This window comes from Shewanella sp. Iso12, assembly GCF_012030025.1.
GTDB classification, from domain to species: Bacteria; Pseudomonadota; Gammaproteobacteria; order Enterobacterales; family Shewanellaceae; genus Shewanella; species Shewanella algae.
In genome coordinates this window covers 331,513-348,516 of sequence record NZ_JAAUHW010000004.1, presented here as the reverse complement: position 1 = coordinate 348,516, position 17,004 = coordinate 331,513, and the positions used below count along the sequence as shown (strand labels likewise).

General features: G+C 52.2%; 14 protein-coding genes and 1 pseudogene. 4 read left to right on the top strand and 11 right to left on the bottom strand.

The features are described from left to right. Positions 1-57: 57 nt before the first annotated feature. Positions 58-1,440 (bottom strand): Na+/H+ antiporter NhaC family protein, encoded by a 1,383-nt coding sequence (locus HCX89_RS10390; protein WP_167715994.1) that lies wholly within the window; start codon positions 1,438-1,440, stop codon positions 58-60. Between the two features lie 575 nt (positions 1,441-2,015). Here HCX89_RS10390 and HCX89_RS10385 point away from each other — a divergent pair. The 3 genes from HCX89_RS10385 (at position 2,016) to HCX89_RS10375 (ending at position 5,282) form a co-directional block, all read left to right on the top strand. Further along, positions 2,016-3,230, top strand: coding sequence for a pyridoxal phosphate-dependent aminotransferase (locus HCX89_RS10385; protein WP_109248141.1), 1,215 nt, complete (start codon positions 2,016-2,018; stop codon positions 3,228-3,230). Positions 3,231-3,348: 118 nt separating this feature from the next. Beyond that, on the top strand, positions 3,349-3,936 hold the full coding sequence (gene yfbR / locus HCX89_RS10380; protein WP_107111337.1) for a 5'-deoxynucleotidase: 588 nt from the start codon (positions 3,349-3,351) through the stop codon (positions 3,934-3,936). Between the two features lie 11 nt (positions 3,937-3,947). Further along, a complete protein-coding gene (locus tag HCX89_RS10375) occupies positions 3,948-5,282 on the top strand; it encodes an anti-phage deoxyguanosine triphosphatase (protein ID WP_167715992.1) in 1,335 nt (444 codons plus the stop codon). A gap of 51 nt (positions 5,283-5,333) precedes the next feature. Here the strand turns inward: HCX89_RS10375 and HCX89_RS10370 are convergent, their stop codons facing one another. Continuing rightward, complete coding sequence (locus tag HCX89_RS10370) at positions 5,334-5,966, bottom strand: YchE family NAAT transporter (protein ID WP_167715990.1); 633 nt, start codon at positions 5,964-5,966, stop codon at positions 5,334-5,336. Between the two features lie 342 nt (positions 5,967-6,308). Between HCX89_RS10370 and adhE the strand changes: the two genes are divergently transcribed. Next, on the top strand, positions 6,309-8,912 hold the full coding sequence (gene adhE, locus HCX89_RS10365) for a bifunctional acetaldehyde-CoA/alcohol dehydrogenase (RefSeq protein ID WP_101058768.1): 2,604 nt from the start codon (positions 6,309-6,311) through the stop codon (positions 8,910-8,912). Positions 8,913-8,998: 86 nt separating this feature from the next. Here the strand turns inward: adhE and HCX89_RS10360 are convergent, their stop codons facing one another. The 9 genes and pseudogenes from HCX89_RS10360 to aroA form a co-directional block, all read right to left on the bottom strand. Beyond that, positions 8,999-9,544, bottom strand: a complete 546-nt coding sequence (locus HCX89_RS10360; protein ID WP_101058767.1) for a DUF2058 domain-containing protein — start codon at positions 9,542-9,544, stop codon at positions 8,999-9,001. 18 nt (positions 9,545-9,562) lie between these two features. Next, positions 9,563-10,381 (bottom strand): SDR family oxidoreductase, encoded by an 819-nt coding sequence (locus HCX89_RS10355; protein ID WP_167715988.1) that lies wholly within the window; start codon positions 10,379-10,381, stop codon positions 9,563-9,565. Between the two features lie 71 nt (positions 10,382-10,452). Next, a complete protein-coding gene (gene pyrF / locus HCX89_RS10350) occupies positions 10,453-11,148 on the bottom strand; it encodes an orotidine-5'-phosphate decarboxylase (RefSeq protein WP_096141780.1) in 696 nt (231 codons plus the stop codon). A 21-nt stretch (positions 11,149-11,169) separates the two neighbouring features. Next, positions 11,170-12,330, bottom strand: coding sequence for a lipopolysaccharide assembly protein LapB (gene lapB / locus HCX89_RS10345; protein ID WP_044734503.1), 1,161 nt, complete (start codon positions 12,328-12,330; stop codon positions 11,170-11,172). A 1-nt stretch (position 12,331) separates the two neighbouring features. Further along, a complete protein-coding gene (locus tag HCX89_RS10340) occupies positions 12,332-12,601 on the bottom strand; it encodes a LapA family protein (protein WP_025010412.1) in 270 nt (89 codons plus the stop codon). Positions 12,602-12,723: 122 nt separating this feature from the next. Further along, positions 12,724-13,011 carry an integration host factor subunit beta gene (ihfB, locus tag HCX89_RS10335; RefSeq protein WP_025010413.1) on the bottom strand — a complete coding sequence of 96 codons (288 nt, stop codon included), beginning with the start codon at positions 13,009-13,011 and terminating at the stop codon, positions 12,724-12,726. 70 nt (positions 13,012-13,081) lie between these two features. Further along, positions 13,082-14,749: a 30S ribosomal protein S1 gene (rpsA, locus tag HCX89_RS10330; protein WP_025010414.1), complete on the bottom strand. Its 1,668-nt coding sequence runs from the start codon at positions 14,747-14,749 to the stop codon at positions 13,082-13,084. A 99-nt stretch (positions 14,750-14,848) separates the two neighbouring features. Continuing rightward, complete coding sequence (gene cmk / locus HCX89_RS10325; RefSeq protein WP_025010415.1) at positions 14,849-15,544, bottom strand: (d)CMP kinase; 696 nt, start codon at positions 15,542-15,544, stop codon at positions 14,849-14,851. Between the two features lie 161 nt (positions 15,545-15,705). Then, positions 15,706-16,980: pseudogene (aroA, locus tag HCX89_RS10320) on the bottom strand (3-phosphoshikimate 1-carboxyvinyltransferase); the annotation flags it as partial. Positions 16,981-17,004: the final 24 nt, after the last annotated feature.

Below are 17,004 nucleotides of genomic sequence, written 5' to 3'. Positions count from 1 at the left end.
TTTTGTTGGTAGGCTCAGGCTTTGAAACAGCCGTCATTCAACTAATCATGCGACTAATCATGCGACTATGATAAAGCCAATAAAGGTAAGTACTGCTGCTATCAAGGCATAGGGTAACTGGGTCACCGCATGGCTTACCAGGTTACAGCCCGACCCTTGCGCCGCCAGAACGGTGGAGTCCGAGTAGAAGCAAGCCTGGCTACCAAAAGATGAAGCCGACAGCAAGGCACCTATCACCAGCGGTATATCAGCCCCCACAGATTGAGCCAGCGGCATTACAATAGGAATGGTCACCGCAAAAATCCCCCAGCTGGACCCGGTGGCAAAGGCCAGAATTGCCATGGCCACAAACACCACTGCAGGCAAGAGTTTTGGCGTCATAAAGGGACTCAGGGACTCAATCACATATTGAGGCAGCAACAGTTGGTCGCAAACATCCTTAAACACAAAGGCGGCGATAACCGTGCCTATGGCCGGCAGCATGCTCTTGAAGCCATCTATCATCTGATCCATCATCTCGGACAAGGGCATCAAACGCTGCACCGCGTAATATGGCAGGGTAATCACCAGTGTTGCCAACAAGCCTTTCCAGACATCGATATCAAAGTAAACGGTAAAACCAACCAACAGCAAAATTGGCACCAGGAAGTTATGCAGCTTACCTTGCTTGTCGGCCTGCTCAAACTCCTCCTCCATGGCGCGCACGGCATATTCATCTGAAGTCTGAACTTCATCCAGATCTATCTGCTCTTTGGCCGGATTGCCGGCCGCCGCCGCGAGCTGCGCCTTTTTCATTGGTCCTATGGCCGGTACTATGCCAAGGATGACCAGCAGCACCATGGCAACCGCCAACCAGGCGTAAAACATATAAGGGATCGCCTGCATATAAATTTGGATCCCCTCGCCTTCGGTGGCCACACCGTTGTTGACCAGAAGTCCGCCGAAAAACACCGCCCAGGTGGATAGCGGCACCAACACACATACCGGCGCTGCGGTGGAGTCAACCACATAGGCCAGCATCTCTCGGGAAATCTTGAACCTGTCTGTAACCCGTTTCATGGTTTCGCCGACTGTGAGTGCATTCAGGTAATCATCAATAAAGATCACCAGGCCTAGCACAAAGGTCATCAGCAGAGATGAGCGTGGCCCTTTGGCGAGTTTGAGCGCTTTACGGCCAAAGGCCAAGGCGCCACCTGTGCGCACCAATAAGGCTATCAGGGCACCGAAACTGCCACACACCAGGATTAACCAACCTATGGTCTCATCGGCCATCACCTTGAGAGAGATATCGGCAAAGCTGTTCAGCACCTGACTGGGGTCAAGAAGCAATAGCCCGCTGACGGCACCTATGATTAAGGCCAGGATGGGACGACGCAGCCAAATGGCCAGCACCAATACAACTATGGGGGGAACAAGACTTAACGCTGTCGGCTCAGACATGCACTTAGGTCCTCAAAAAGATGGCCTTGCGGCCCTATAAAGTCATGTGGGGCGTTGAAGACACCACCAAAACAACTGCTTTATTTACGGCTTTCCGCCAGACGGACAGTAACAACTGGTCGCTTTTGTTGGAGCCTTGCTAAAAACATCGCGCAGAAAATAATGCGCAACTGGATATGAGTCAACCATAAATTGAGTCAGTCAGAGCAAATTTTGACCTTGCGGGCGATTCCAAAAAAAACATCATATGATTCAAAGGGTTTTACATGTCATTTTTATGCTTTTTTGCATGCATTTGCATATAAGCATTCAGTTAAACTGCCTTTTTATTTCAAATATTGCCGAAACTGTATTGTGACAACTGCTAGTGTTTACACCTTTAAATAGTTTTTAACTCCAATGTTGAAGTGTAATTCAGTTTCATCATCTTTTTTGTGAGGTGTTTTTTTGTATTTAAAAGATGAAAGTTCTGATGAAAAATAGAAATAGGGCCTTATTCCCCTTTATAAGCCGCTTGAAATTAGGTATTGTGCCGAAGGTTAAACTCTTTCATATCAGCCAGTTTCGAGGTAGTAATGCGGCCAATCATCAAATCCAATAAGCTCGACAGTGTTTGTTACGATATTCGAGGGCCGGTACATAAAGAAGCGCGTCGGTTGGAGGATGAAGGCCATCGTATTCTTAAGCTCAATATAGGTAACCCGGCCCCCTTTGGCTTTGAAGCCCCGGAAGAGATAGTTCGTGACGTTATCCTCAACCTGCCATCGGCCCAAGGGTATTGTGAGTCCAAAGGTTTGTTCTCTGCCCGCAAGGCGATAGTGCAGCATTACCAGTCCCAGGGGATTTTCGGTGTCGATATCGAAGATATCTATATAGGTAATGGTGTTTCCGAATTGATTGTGATGGCCATGCAGGGGCTACTCAATACCGATGATGAGGTGTTGGTTCCCTCCCCTGACTATCCACTGTGGACCGCGGCGGTTAACCTGGCCGGCGGCAAGGCGCGCCATTATCGCTGCGATGAAGCGGCCGACTGGTTTCCCGATCTTGAGGATATCAAGAGCAAGATTGGCCCAAGAACCCGCGGAATTGTGATTATCAACCCCAACAATCCAACCGGGGCCGTATACAGTCGCGAGCTGTTGCTGGAGATTGTTGAGCTGTGCCGGCAGCACTCCATCATACTGTTTGCCGATGAGATCTATGACAAAATTCTTTACGATGGCGCTGTGCATATCCCGGCCTGCGGCCTGTCGGACGATATTCTCACCGTGACGTTTAATGGCCTTTCCAAAGCCTATAGAGTTGCCGGTTTCCGGGTCGGTTGGATGATGCTATCCGGCAACCTCAAGGCGGCGCGCAGCTATATTGAAGGGCTGGAAATGCTCTCCTCTATGCGCCTTTGCGCCAACGTGCCCAATCAGCATGCGATTCAAACCGCATTGGGGGGTTATCAGAGTATCAATGAGCTTACCGCCATCGATGGCCGCCTGACTCAGCAGCGGGATATCTGTTATGAGCTGCTCAATCAAATTCCCGGTGTGAGCGTGGTGAAACCCAAGGGCGCCATGTATGCATTCCCCCGCATCGACAGCAAGCGTTTCGGTCTCAGGGACGATGAGCGCCTGGTGTTGGATCTACTGAAAGAGAAGAAAATTCTCTTGGTACAGGGCACCGCCTTTAACTGGCCGGAGCCGGATCACCTGCGAGTGGTGTTCCTGCCTCATAAGGAAGACTTACAACGGGCCCTGCTCGCCTTCGGTGACTTCCTCGAGTACTACCGCCAATAACACAATGCCAGCCGCCCATCGAGGCGGCTTTTTTATCCCCGCCCGGCACTGACAGCCTTTAAACACTGAGGTAAAGTAAGGGAAACGAGCAAAAAACTTAGCTATCAAAGGAAGTTGTATGAGTCACCTTTTTGCCCACCTGGCCAGGATGAAGTTAATTCAGCGTTGGCCTTTGATGTATAACGTCCGCCCCGAGAATGTGCAGGAACATTCATTGCAGGTTGCCATGGTAGCCCATGCGCTGGCCATCATCAGTAACCGTAAGTTCAATGGCCAATATTCGCCCGATCGCGCCGCGACCCTGGCCATCTTTCACGATGCCGGCGAAATACTTACCGGCGATCTGCCCACCCCGGTCAAATACTTCAATGCCGAGATAGAGGCCGAATACAAGAAGATTGAAGCCATAGCCGAAGCCAGGCTGCTGGAGATGGTGCCCGAAGAGTTTCGTGACGATTACCGCTCGCTGTTTATCAGTGATAGCGCCGAACTCAGCCATCGCAAGTTGGTTAAGTCCGCCGATACGCTGTGCGCTTATCTCAAGTGTCTCGAAGAAAAACGCGCCGGAAACAACGAGTTCAACAGTGCTCGCAAGCGACTCGAAACCATGCTGGATGCCAACCCCGACCCGGCAGTGGCGTATTTTCGCGAGTATTTTATTCCCAGTTTCACCCTGGATCTGGATGAAATCAATCAACTGCTCTAGCAGGAGAGATTATGAGCCAAGCCCACTGGCAAGCCAGGCGCGAGCCCAATAACAGTCAGCGCCGAGACGATAATCGCAGTCCCTATCAGAGAGACAGAGCCAGAATTCTGCACTCTGCCGCCTTTCGGCGCTTACAGGCCAAGACTCAGGTGCTTGGGGTGGGCATGAACGACTTTTACCGCACCCGCCTGACCCACTCACTGGAAGTCTCGCAAATAGGCACTGGCATTGCCGCCCAGTTGAAGCAGCACTATCCCGAAATGGCCTTTTTGCTCGACTCCATGAGCCTGCTCGAAGCCCTGTGCCTGGCCCATGATATAGGTCACCCACCCTACGGCCATGGCGGCGAGGTGGCGCTCAACTACATGATGCGTGAGCACGGCGGCTTTGAAGGCAATGGTCAAACCTTCAGAATCCTTACCCGGCTCGAACCCTATACCGAACACTTTGGCATGAACCTGACCCGGCGCACCCTGCTCGGTGTACTCAAATACCCGGCGCCGGTACGCACACTGAAAGTGGATAGACCTCAGCCGGAACTGAGTCACTATCGTCAGTTAAGGCCGAGCCAATGGCCGCCGGTGAAAGGGGTTTTCGATGATGATGAAGCTATCCTCGATTGGGTACTTGAGCCGCTGGACAGTAAAGACAAGCAGAGCTTTCTCAGTCATTACAGCCCTGGGGAAGGACTGCACCGACGCACTCACTTCAAGTCGTTCGACTGCACCATTATGGAGCTGGCCGATGATATCGCCTATGCGGTGCACGATCTCGAAGATGCCATAGTAATGGGGATAGTCACCGGCTCGAATTGGCAAGAGGATATGCGTGCTCCGCTACAGGCCATTGAAGATGAGTGGATCCAAAGCCAGCTCGGGAATATTGAGCTCAAGCTGTTTTCCCGCAAACATCACTTGCGCAAGGATGCCATAGGGACCCTGGTCAATGCGCTGGTCACCGCCATCAAAATCGACGAGAACCCGGACTTTGCCGAACCCTTGCTCAGATTCAATGCCAAGTTGGAACCGGCCTTTGCCGAGCTGCTGGAGCTGCTGAAACAGTTTGTCCTCAAATATGTGGTGCGTAAGCCCGAGATCCAGATGCTGGAGTACAAGGGCCAACAGATAGTGATGGAGCTGTTTGAAGCCTTTGCCTCGGATCCTCTGAGGCTCCTGCCCCACAATACCCAATCACGCTGGCAGCAGGCCAACTGCAGGGGGGAAAACAGCCACAGAGTGATAGCAGACTATATCTCGGGAATGACAGATGAGTTTGCCGCCAGGCTGCATCAACAACTGTTCAGCCCCAAAGGCGGTGCCATCATAGACTTGAGCCAGAATTACTGATGAACAATCGTCGCAACCAACTAACAATAAAGCGCCCGAAGGCGCTTTATTTTATCCCAGTAAGTTGGGAAACAATCCCTTGAAGCCGGCAGCTATCACCTCTATGCCGATGGATAGCATCAAGAGTCCCATCAGACGGGTGATCACGTTAATCCCTGTCTTGCCGAGGAGCTTATTGATAACCGAAGCCATTCTGAACAATGCAAAGCTGAGCAGACCAAACAGGGCCACAGTCACCGACATGGCCAGCAGATTGGCCAGGCCTTTATGCTCCGCGGCAAAGACGATGACTGAGCTGATAGCCCCCGGGCCGGCCATTAGCGGCAAAGCCAGCGGCACCACGGCAACCGATTCCATCGCCGAGGCTTCCCTGTCCTCTTCCTGATTGCGTTTCACCTCGCCCAGCTTTCCCTGCAACATGGACATGGCGATGATGGCAATCAGTGTACCGCCGGCAATTCGGAATGCCGACAGCGAAATACTGAACATATTCAATATATACTGACCCGCCACTGTGGTAACCAGGAGGATCACCACCACGGCAAAGTTGGATATTTTGGCAGTATGATTACGCTCAGCCTCAGTCTGGTGACTGGTGAGGCTGACAAATACCGGCAACAGGCCCATCGGGTTGATGATAGCCACCAGTCCGAGGAAAAATTTAACGTACAGGGTCAAATCCAATTTCGTATCCTTCCAGTGTAGGGAACTCACCGGGAAACAGTAGCTTGAGACGGTGCATACTCTACCCTAAGTTAACAAACCCCAGAAATGAGATTTTCTATTCTCGGTCACAACTTCGAATAAATTTTCGTAATATCAGTGCAGCCAAAGCTGCAGTATAGTCGACACTAATGCAAAGTTATTTTTCGCTCCTGGATGAGATCCAACGTTGTTGAATTACATAAAACGCCATGCCTGTGGCCAAGATCACAGATAACAACGCCGTTTGATTGTAATTTTATTTCATGTGAGAGAGTTTAACCAAGATGAGTCTTTGTTAAATTTTTTTACGGGAAACTGATTATGAAAGTCACCAATACCGAGGAACTGGATCTGCTACTGGAAAGAGTCAGCCAGGCTCAGACGAAATTCGCCGGCTTCAGTCAGCAGCAAGTCGACAAAATATTTCGCGCTGCAGCGCTGGCTGCCGCCGATGCCAGAATTGTGCTGGCGAAACAGGCCGCCGCCGAAACCTCCATGGGAGTGCTGGAGGACAAAGTGATTAAAAACCACTTTGCTTCCGAGTATATCTACAACAAGTACAAAGATGAAAAGACCTGCGGCATTCTGGAAGAAGACGATACCTTCGGCACCATCACTATCGCCGAGCCCGTGGGGATCATCTGCGGCATAGTACCGACAACCAACCCTACCTCCACTGCTATCTTCAAGGCGCTTATCAGCCTGAAAACCCGTAATGCCATAGTGTTCTCCCCACATCCCAGGGCCAAGGCATCAACAGTCGCGGCCGCCCGAATAGTACTGGATGCCGCCATCAAGGCCGGGGCTCCCGAGGACATTATAGGTTGGATAGATGAACCCAGTGTCGCACTATCCAATCATCTAATGACCCACGAAAAGATAAATCTCATACTGGCCACCGGCGGCCCGGGTATGGTGAAGGCCGCCTACTCTTCCGGGAAACCGGCTATCGGTGTCGGCGCAGGTAACACACCTGTGGTTATCGATGAAACCGCGGATATCAAACGGGCTGTGGCCTCCATCCTGATGTCAAAAACCTTCGATAACGGTGTGGTGTGCGCCTCCGAACAAGCGGTAGTAGTGCTCGACAGCATCTATCAGGCGGTGCGGGAGCGCTTCGCCCATCACGGCGGCTATCTGCTCAGTGACGAAGAATGCCTTGCGGTGAAACAGGTTATTCTCAAAGACGGCGCCCTCAACGCCGCCATTGTTGGCCAGAGTGCCGCGCGCATTGCCGAAATGGCCGGCTTCAGTGTACCGAACTGGACCAAGGTACTGATCGGTGAGGTGGATGAAATAACTGAAGCCGAAGCCTTCGCCCATGAAAAGCTTTCGCCGCTGCTTGGTATGTACCGCGCCAAAGACTTTGACGAGGCGCTGGATAAGGCCGATGCCTTGGTGAAACTCGGTGGTATCGGCCATACCTCTGGGCTCTATACCGACCAGGATACCCAGGTGCAGCGGGTCAAGCGTTTCGGTGAGCGAATGAAAACCGCTCGAATTCTGATCAACACCCCGGCATCTCAAGGCGGGATCGGCGATCTCTATAACTTCAAACTGGCGCCCTCCCTCACCCTGGGCTGTGGCTCCTGGGGCGGCAACTCCATTTCGGAGAATGTGGGTCCGAGTCACCTTATCAACAAGAAAACCGTCGCCAAGAGGGCCGAGAATATGTTGTGGCACAAGCTTCCATCTTCCATCTATTTCCGCCGCGGCAGCCTACCCATAGCACTGGAAGAGTTGGCCGACAAACGCCGCGCCTTGATAGTGACAGACAAGTTTCTGTTCAATAACGGCTACTGCGATGAAACCATCAAAATCCTCAAAGGCTTGGGGCTGGATACCGAGGTGTTTTATGAAGTGGAGGCCGATCCTACCCTGGCTGTGGTTCGCGCCGGAACCAAGGTGGCCGAGAGCTTCCAACCGGATGTGATCATAGCCCTTGGTGGCGGCTCACCCATGGACGCCGCCAAGATCATCTGGGTGATGTATGAACATCCTCAGGTGGACTTTGCCGATCTGGCGCTGCGCTTCATGGATATTCGCAAGCGTATCTACAAGTTCCCCAAACTTGGACGCAAGGCCAAGATGGTGGCTATCCCCACCACTTCAGGAACCGGCTCTGAAGTCACGCCATTTGCCGTGGTGACCGATGAGAAGACAGGTGCCAAATATCCCATCGCCGATTATGAGCTGACCCCCAATATGGCGATTGTGGATCCCAACCTGGTGATGGATATGCCCAAATCCCTGACAGCCTTTGGTGGTATCGATGCCATTACCCATGCCTTGGAGGCCTATGTCAGCGTGATGGCCAACGAGTACAGTGACGGCCAGGCATTGCAGGCCTTGAGTCTTCTGGTTGAGCACTTGCCCAAAGCCTATGAAGAAGGCGCTGCAGCGCCGATTGCCCGCGAAAAAGTGCACAACGGCGCCACTATTGCCGGTATCGCCTTTGCCAACGCTTTCTTGGGAATATGTCACTCTATGGCCCATAAATTGGGTGCCGAATTCCATCTGCCCCACGGTTTGGCCAATGCTCTGCTCATAAGCAATGTCATCCGTTTCAACGCCACCGACCTGCCTACCAAGCAAGCCGCCTTCAGCCAGTATGACAGACCCAAGGCGCTCTGCCGCTATGCCGCCATTGCCGATCACCTCAAGCTGACAGACGCTGGGCTGAGTGACGCCGAAAAAGTCGAGCGTTTGATAGCCAAAATCGAGCAGTTGAAGCTGGCTTTGGGGATCCCGGCCTCGATTCAGGAAGCCGGTGTCAAAGAAGCCGATTTCCTGGATAAGCTCGATGAACTGGCTGAAGATGCTTTTGATGATCAGTGTACAGGCGCCAATCCCAGGTATCCCTTGATAGGTGAACTGAAAGCTTTGCTGCTGGCGAGCTTCTATGGTGAAACGTATCGTGACTGACGGGTAAACCTGCACAAACAACAAAGGCCTCCCTATGGAGGCCTTTGGCTTTCAAGCGTTATACCGAATCGGTAGGTATAAGCGCCTTACCACATAAGATCGTCCGGAATGACATAATCTGCGTAAGGGTCGTCTTCTTCCGTTACTTGCGCGGCGTTGTTCTCGGCCTGCCACAAATAGCCACACCAAGCCGGCACCAACAGATTAACCCGCTCGGCGAGTTTATGAGGCACCAGATAGCTGCTTTGCTCAATTCGCACTATCCCCAAGCGGCCACCGAGTAACTGACTCTGAAGTTTTTCATTGATATACAAGGGGTATATCTTGTTCTCCAGGGTATAGTTGAACTTGATCTCGCCATCTTTCGGCAGCGCCACCGCATTTTGCTTAACTTCGGTGACCAGGCCACGGACCAGACCTTTCTCTGTGGCCTCGGCAAAGCGTTGTTCATTGAGTGCCTTGTCCTTTTCTGCCTGCTGCTTTTTCTGCTTAGCGATCTGCGCCTTCAGCTCAGCAGAGCCGTCATCAATATTGGACTTGCGGTTACGTTTCTTTTGGGTTTTGACATCGCGAACTTTTTGCTTGCTGGCGAGACCCGCCTTGAGCAACTGTTCCTGTAATGCGTTTGCCATTTTATAATCTCTCTCTTGCTACTTACTTGATTCTTGCTTTGCTGCCAGTGCCCCGAGCTGACTCATGGCCGCACTGGCACCGCCAAGCGACCAACCGCCGTCAACCGGTAATATGGTTCCGGTAATATACGAAGCCATTGGCGATGCCATAAAGAGTGCAGCATTGGCCAAGTCTTCCCCCTCACCGTTGCGTTTTAACGGCACACTCTCGGCCACCTGTTGCTGCAACTGCGCCGACGGCGCCAGGCGATTGAACCCTTCGGTACCGGCAATCGGCCCGGGTACCAGGGAGTTTATCCGAATACCCTCTGGCCCCCATTCCAAAGCCAGGGTGCGGGTCAACATATCGACGCCCGCCTTGGCGGCGCAAACGTGGATCTGCATCGGCATGGCAATATACGCCTGCGGCGCCGAAATTTGAATAATGCTGGCGCCAGGGCGCTTAAGCATGGGATAGGCTTGCTTCAACACCTGAAAACTGCCCAGCAAATCGATATCCATGACAGATTTAAAACCGTTGGCACTGAGCTTGGCGGCGCTGGCGGGGAAATTGCCGGCGGCGCCACTGACAAGCACATCGATATGCGGGAAACTCTGGGCCAAGACGGCAAAGCCTTGCTCGAGTGCCGGCAAATCCCTGACATCGAAGCTCAGGCCCAGATGTTGACCTTGTGGATTGGCTTCATTCAATAACGCCACTGCGGCTGCCGCTTTTTCCGGGTTACGGCTGGCAACCGCCACATGGGCACCAGCAACTGCGAACGCCTTGGCGATACAGAGGTTAATGCCGCTGGTACCCCCGACGACCACTACATACTTACCCTGATAATCGAACATTGAGCTTCTCTCCTATCCACTGATCATTCGTTATTCCGGTCCATACTGCGAGTCGCCGGTATGTCACAAGTTTATGCCAGCGATTGATGTATCGCCTGCAGTGTCGCCAAAGGATCGGCCGCTTGAGTAATGGGTCGGCCTATGACCAGATAATCTGAGCCCGCCGCCATCGCTTCAGCCGGGGTCATGATGCGTTTTTGATCGCCGGCATCACTGCCCGCCGGACGAATGCCCGGGGTCACCAGTTTGAAATCGGCGCCAAGTTCAGCCTTGAGCATACTGGACTCACGGGCCGAGCAGACCACGCCATCGAGGCCGGCTTTTTGCGTCAGGCGCGCCAGCCTGCGAACCTGATCTTCAGCACTGCCTGCAACACCAATAAGCTTGAGCTCATCGTCGCTCATTGAAGTCAGCACAGTAACGGCAATCAGCAAGGGGGCGTTATCCCCGTAAGGCAGCAATGCTCGGCGGGCGGCTTCCATCATGGCGAGGCCGCCACTGGCGTGGACATTCACCATCCAGACGCCCATTTCGGCGGCAGCAGTGACCGCCTTGGCCACTGTGTTGGGAATGTCGTGAAACTTCAGGTCAAGAAACAGATCAAACCCACGGTCATGGATCTCTTTCACCAGTTGAGGCCCGAACAGGGTAAACATCTCTTTGCCTACCTTAAGGCGGCACATAGACGGATCCAACTTATCAATAAGTTGCAATGCTTTGAATTTGTTATCAAAGTCCAAGGCGACCACAATAGGTGTCTCTGTCATTTTTACTCCGTTATCTGAGGGTTATTCACCGTCCAAGCCACGCACCCGCTTAATACTGCCCCAGCTCTTGCAGGATGGGCAGTGCCAATATAGGGTGTGTGCCGGGAAACCACACTCCCGACAGCGGTAACTTGGACGGAATCTTATTTGTTGTTCTACCAGTTTTTCCAGCATCGCCAGGCTATCTCGCGCCTGCCCCTGCTCTGCCTGCTTGATATGCATCTGCATCAGGTGCTGGAACCCCCGCATGGTGGGGTGGCGATAGAGAGCTTCCATCACCATGTCTTCGGCGCCTTTGATGTTGCCGTCTTCAATCATGCGTTGCGCCAATGCCACCACAACCGAGGCACCGGCGCCCTTATCTATCGCGTGAGCCAATAGCTCGCGATAACCATCGATATCTTTGAGCTCTTGATAGAGCTGGCGGGCACAAGCGAGTGCATCGGCAAAAAGCTCGGCATCAGCGTCAATCAGTTGGTTGAGCATCTGCTTGGCCTGAGGCAATTGCCCGGCATCCAGGTAGGTCTTGGCCAATGACAACAAGGCGCGGCCACATTGAGAATCTTGCTTGAGTGCCGCTTGAAAGCCCTTGAGTTTTCCCGCTTCATCGCCGGCTTCCTCGGCCAGTTGACAATAGAAATGAGCGATAACGGGTTTCAGACCCTGCTGTCGTTTACGTGGCAAGCGCTTGGTGATATCAATCGCTTTCTGCCACTCTTTGGTGATTTGGTAAATGGAGATCAGTTGGGTTTCAGCTTCTTCGCTGTGATCGTCCTGACTGACGAGATTAAGGAATATCTCCTCGGCTCTATCGTAGAACCCGGCGGCCATATAGTCCTTGCCCAGTTCCATCATCGCCATGTCTCTTTGCTCTGTGGCGAGATTGGGCCTTGCTATCAGGTTTTGGTGAATACGAATGGATCTGTCTACCTCACCACGCTTGCGAAACAAGGAACCCAGCGACAGATGAGTGTCTATGGTTTCATCATCGACATCCAACATGCTGATAAAGAGATCGACCGCCTTGTCCGACTCATTGGAGAGCAGAAAATTGAGCCCGGTGAAGTAGTCACGGCTCAGTTTCTTTTGCGCTGAATTCTGTTTCTGCCTCAAACTGCGGCGGCCCATGTACCAACCGTAAGCCGCAGCAATAGGCAGCAACAGAAAGAGAAGTTCGAGCATACTAGGCGTCTTGCCCCTGCTGCTGAGTTAAGGTCTGGATCTTTTTGCGGGCATTACGCAATGACAGCTTCAGCTTCATGATGTAGTAGAAGGCGATGATCCAACTTAGGATAAACCCCGCCAGAAATACCACGGCCAACACTACAGGCAAGCGGAACTCTCCCTGTGCCACAAAATAACTGATGGTGACCAGCTGCTCATTGCGGGAGCCAAATACCAGTGCCACTACAAACAGCATTGCCACCAGTACGGTTGCGACAAATGACTTCACGTTGCACTCCATAAACGCGTTTCAATGTTCTGATTATCCAGTAATTTGACTGAGCTGACCAGCTTTAGCCAAGATCCAGACATAAAAAAGCCCCCTTTCGGAGGCTTTTAATACAACAGCGATTAACGGTTATAAGCGTCAACGCGTTCGCGCAGTTCTTTGCCTGGCTTAAAGTGCGGGACGTACTTGCCATCCAACTCGACTGATGTTCCCGTCTTGGGATTACGACCAGTGCGAGGTGCACGATAGTGAAGTGAAAAGCTGCCAAAGCCACGGATCTCTATGCGATCACCGCTTTCCAATGTCTTCGCCATTTGCTCCAACATCTCTTTGATGGCGCCTTCTACTTCTTTCGCCGACAGTTGCGACTGCCCAGTGGCGAGTTTTTCGATCAGTTCGGATTTAGTCATCCTAGCTACCCCTATTATCAAGCCAAACACAGTCACCTAACAGGGGGCTAGCCCCCTGTACTACAGGCACTTACTTACGAGCTGCCTTAAACGCTTCAGCCATTGCATTAGTCATGATAGCGTCGTCCTGCTTGTTCAGGTTAGCCATCACTTCTTTTTCTTCAGCTTCGTCTTTAGCACGTACAGACAGGCTGATTGCACGGTTCTTGCGATCTACGCCCATGAACTTGGCTTCAACGCTGTCACCTACATTGTAGACGCTTGATGCATCTTCAACACGGTCACGGCTAATGTCAGATACACGGATGTAACCTTCAACAGTGTCAGCCAGCTCAACAGTAACACCTTTGGCGTCAACAGCAGTAACAGTACCAACTACGATAGTACCTTTCTTCTTGTCGGCCAGGTAAGCGTTGAATGGATCGTCTTCAGTCTGCTTAACACCCAGGCTGATACGCTCACGCTCTGGATCAACAGACAGAACCACTGCAGTGATTTCGTCGCCTTTCTTGTACTCGCCAACAGCGTCTTCGCCGCTACCGTTCCAAGAGATGTCAGACAGGTGAACCAGACCGTCGATACCGCCGTCCAGACCGATGAAGATACCGAAGTCAGTGATAGACTTGATCTTACCGGTAACTTTGTCGCCCTTGGCATAACGGTTAGCGAAGTCTTCCCATGGGTTGGTCTTGCACTGCTTGAGACCCAGAGAAATACGACGACGCTCTTCATCGATGTCCAGAACCAGAACTTCAACTTCGTCACCCAGGTTAACAACCTTGGATGGGTGGATGTTCTTGTTGGTCCAATCCATTTCAGAAACGTGTACCAGACCTTCAACGCCTTCTTCGATTTCAACGAAGCAGCCGTAGTCAGTCAGGTTGGTTACGCGACCAGTCAGACGAGTGTTTTCTGGGTAGCGCTTGCTGATTTCCAGCCATGGGTCTTCACCCAGTTGCTTCAGACCCAGAGATACACGAGTGCGCTCGCGATCGTACTTCAGTACTTTGACGTTGATTTCGTCACCAACATTCACGATCTCGGATGGGTGCTTAACACGCTTCCAAGCCATGTCGGTGATGTGCAGCAGGCCGTCAACACCGCCCAGATCTACGAATGCACCGTAGTCGGTCAGGTTCTTAACGATACCTTTAACTGCTTGACCTTCTTGCAGGTTTTCCAGCAGAGCATCACGCTCAGCGCTGCTTTCAGATTCGATAACAGCACGACGAGAAACAACAACGTTGTTGCGCTTCTGGTCCAGCTTGATAACTTTGAATTCCAGTTCTTTGTTTTCCAGGTGAGCAGTATCGCGTACTGGGCGAACGTCAACCAGAGAACCAGGCAGGAACGCACGGATACCGTTCAGCTCAACGGTGAAACCGCCTTTAACCTTGCCATTGATGACACCGATTACAGTTTCAGCATCTTCGTAAGCTTTTTCCAGAACGATCCAGGCTTCGTGGCGCTTGGCCTTCTCGCGAGACAGTTGAGTCTCACCGAAACCGTCTTCAACGCTATCCAGCGCAACGTCAACTTGGTCGCCAACGGCGATTTCCAGTTCACCTTGAGCGTTTTTGAATTGCTCAGCTGGGATTGGGCTCTCAGATTTCAGACCGGCGTCAACCAGTACCATACCGTTTTCGATGGCAACTACAGTACCACGAACGATAGAACCTGGGCGGAATTCCAGTTGTTGAAGGGATTGTTCAAACAGATCAGCAAAAGATTCAGTCATGTTAATTAACTTTAAGTAATAAACCACGTATCTATCCTGAACGTGGAGTCAGTAAAATAACTCGCCTCTTCCCTGTGGCGAATGCCTACCTCGCCAGTCTCAAAGACTGACGTCAGATAACTTGTCAACTATGTGCTTGAGCGCCAGCTCCAGCACAGTTTCAATCCCGAGTCCTGTAGTGTCTATCACCAGGGCATCTTCTGCGGGCACCAAAGGCGCAACTGCGCGATTCATATCCCGGTGATCTCTTTCCTGGATCTCGGTTAAAAGACGCTCGATATTAACATCGAAGCCCTTGTCCTGCAACTGATTATAGCGCCGCTGGGCCCTTTCTTCAGCCGAGGCTGTCAAAAACAATTTTGCCGGTGCATGCGGGAAAACAACGGTTCCCATATCCCGGCCATCGGCTATAAGGCCAGGGGCAACTCTGAAAGCACGCTGCCTTCTGAGCAAGGCTTCTCTCACCCGGGGAAACGCCGCCACTCTCGAGGCTGCGTCAGAACATTCCTGAGTACGAATGGCATGGCTGACATCTTCGCCTTCCAGCACCACTTTTATGGCTTCATTTCCGGCTCCCGCCAGAAACTGTACATCCAGGTGCGCGGCCAACAGGGTGATGGCCTCTTCGTTATCCAGTTCCACATCGTGGTGAATAGCGGCCAGTGCCAGCACTCGATATATGGCACCGCTATCGAGCAGTTTCCATCCAAGTTTGTTGGCAAGCAACTGACTTATAGTGCCTTTTCCCGCACCGCTTGGGCCGTCAATTGTGACAACAGGCGCCCGTTCAGACATAAATTCCTCCGCAGTAATTGTCATCTTCCATGAGGACACAGTATGAGTTCACCGAAAATGAGCGGCCAATATTATATATCAACTGCATGCTTTCCGTATGCTGAATTCAAGGTCAATTTCGGGCCGCTGCTGTCAACAGCCCGAAATTCAGCCGCTTTACCGGCCAAGGCCGCAAAGCGTTGGAAGTAATCCGGGAAGGTTTTTGAGGTGCAATCCGGGTCATTGATGGTGACGCCGCAATCGGCAAATGCCAGTAGCGAAAAACACATGGCCATGCGGTGGTCGTTATAGGTATCGATGGCGGCATGCTTGGGCGCAAGCGGTGGATTAACCAGAATATAATCCTCACCCTCCTCCACCTCGGCACCAATTTTACGCAGTTCTGTCGCCATGGCGCTGAGACGATCTGTCTCCTTGATACGCCAGTTGTAGATATTACTGAGGCGGGTCGGCCCTTTGGCAAATACCGCAGCTGTGGCTATGGTCATTGCCGCGTCGGGTATATGGTTCATGTCCATATCTATGCCCTTGAGCTGGCTACCCCTGGCAATAATAAAGTCATCTCCCCATTCAATCTCGGCGCCCATGGCCGCCAGCGCATCGGCAAACTTGACATCCCCCTGAATGCTGAGACGGCCAACTCCGGTGACTTTCACTTCGCCGCCGGCGATGGCGCCTGCGGCCAGGAAATAAGACGCCGATGAAGCATCGCCTTCCACCATTACCTTGCCCGGTGACAGATAGCTTTGACCGGATGGGATCTCAAAACGCTGATAGTCGTGGTTGATAACCTTGACACCAAATTGCGCCATCAAAGCCAAAGTAATATCAATATAGGGCTTGGAAACCAGTTCACCCTTGACCTTGATATTGACAGCGGCACCGGCCAGCGGCGCAACCATCAGGAGCGCGGTAAGAAACTGGCTGGAGAGATTACCGGCAATTTCCACATCCCCGCCACTGAGGCCCGTTGCCTTGATTTTTAATGGCGGGAAGCCGGGATCCTTCAGATATTGAATATCCGCGCCCAACGCCTTGAGGCTGTCGACCAAATCTCCTATCGGCCGCTCCTCCATTCTGGGTTCACCCGTGAGAACAAACTCACCGTTCCCCAGGGTCAGCGCGGCGCACAATGGCCGCATCGCGGTGCCGGCATTACCGAGAAACAGCTCTTGCAGCTTGTTGCTGTTGATAGCGCCGCCAAGGCCCTGCACGCTGCAGCGGCTCTTGTCTTCGGAAAGCTCAAATTGCACGCCGAGCTGTTTAAGCGCTGCCAACATGTGGCGAATATCATCTGAGTCGAGCAGATTGGTCAGTTCTGTGGTGCCCTTGGCCAGGGTTGCCAATAGCAGCGCCCGGTTGGAGATACTCTTGGAGCCGGGGATGTTGACCTCCCCATGCATTCTACTTATGGGATCCAGTCGCAATTGCTTCATCTTTTTTGGATTCTTGCATCTGTG

What these genes read in the sequence shown, in the direction of transcription:
- HCX89_RS10390 (WP_167715994.1), bottom strand. Translation starts at nt 1,440, where the DNA reads ATGTCTGAGCCGACAGCGTTAAGTCTTGTTCCCCCCATAGTTGTATTG.
- HCX89_RS10385 (WP_109248141.1), top strand. Translation starts at nt 2,016, where the DNA reads ATGCGGCCAATCATCAAATCCAATAAGCTCGACAGTGTTTGTTACGAT.
- yfbR (WP_107111337.1), top strand. Translation starts at nt 3,349, where the DNA reads ATGAGTCACCTTTTTGCCCACCTGGCCAGGATGAAGTTAATTCAGCGT.
- HCX89_RS10375 (WP_167715992.1), top strand. Translation starts at nt 3,948, where the DNA reads ATGAGCCAAGCCCACTGGCAAGCCAGGCGCGAGCCCAATAACAGTCAG.
- adhE (WP_101058768.1), top strand. Translation starts at nt 6,309, where the DNA reads ATGAAAGTCACCAATACCGAGGAACTGGATCTGCTACTGGAAAGAGTC.
- HCX89_RS10360 (WP_101058767.1), bottom strand. Translation starts at nt 9,544, where the DNA reads ATGGCAAACGCATTACAGGAACAGTTGCTCAAGGCGGGTCTCGCCAGC.
- HCX89_RS10355 (WP_167715988.1), bottom strand. Translation starts at nt 10,381, where the DNA reads ATGTTCGATTATCAGGGTAAGTATGTAGTGGTCGTCGGGGGTACCAGC.
- pyrF (WP_096141780.1), bottom strand. Translation starts at nt 11,148, where the DNA reads ATGACAGAGACACCTATTGTGGTCGCCTTGGACTTTGATAACAAATTC.
- lapB (WP_044734503.1), bottom strand. Translation starts at nt 12,330, where the DNA reads ATGCTCGAACTTCTCTTTCTGTTGCTGCCTATTGCTGCGGCTTACGGT.
- ihfB (WP_025010413.1), bottom strand. Translation starts at nt 13,011, where the DNA reads ATGACTAAATCCGAACTGATCGAAAAACTCGCCACTGGGCAGTCGCAA.
- rpsA (WP_025010414.1), bottom strand. Translation starts at nt 14,749, where the DNA reads ATGACTGAATCTTTTGCTGATCTGTTTGAACAATCCCTTCAACAACTG.
- cmk (WP_025010415.1), bottom strand. Translation starts at nt 15,544, where the DNA reads ATGTCTGAACGGGCGCCTGTTGTCACAATTGACGGCCCAAGCGGTGCG.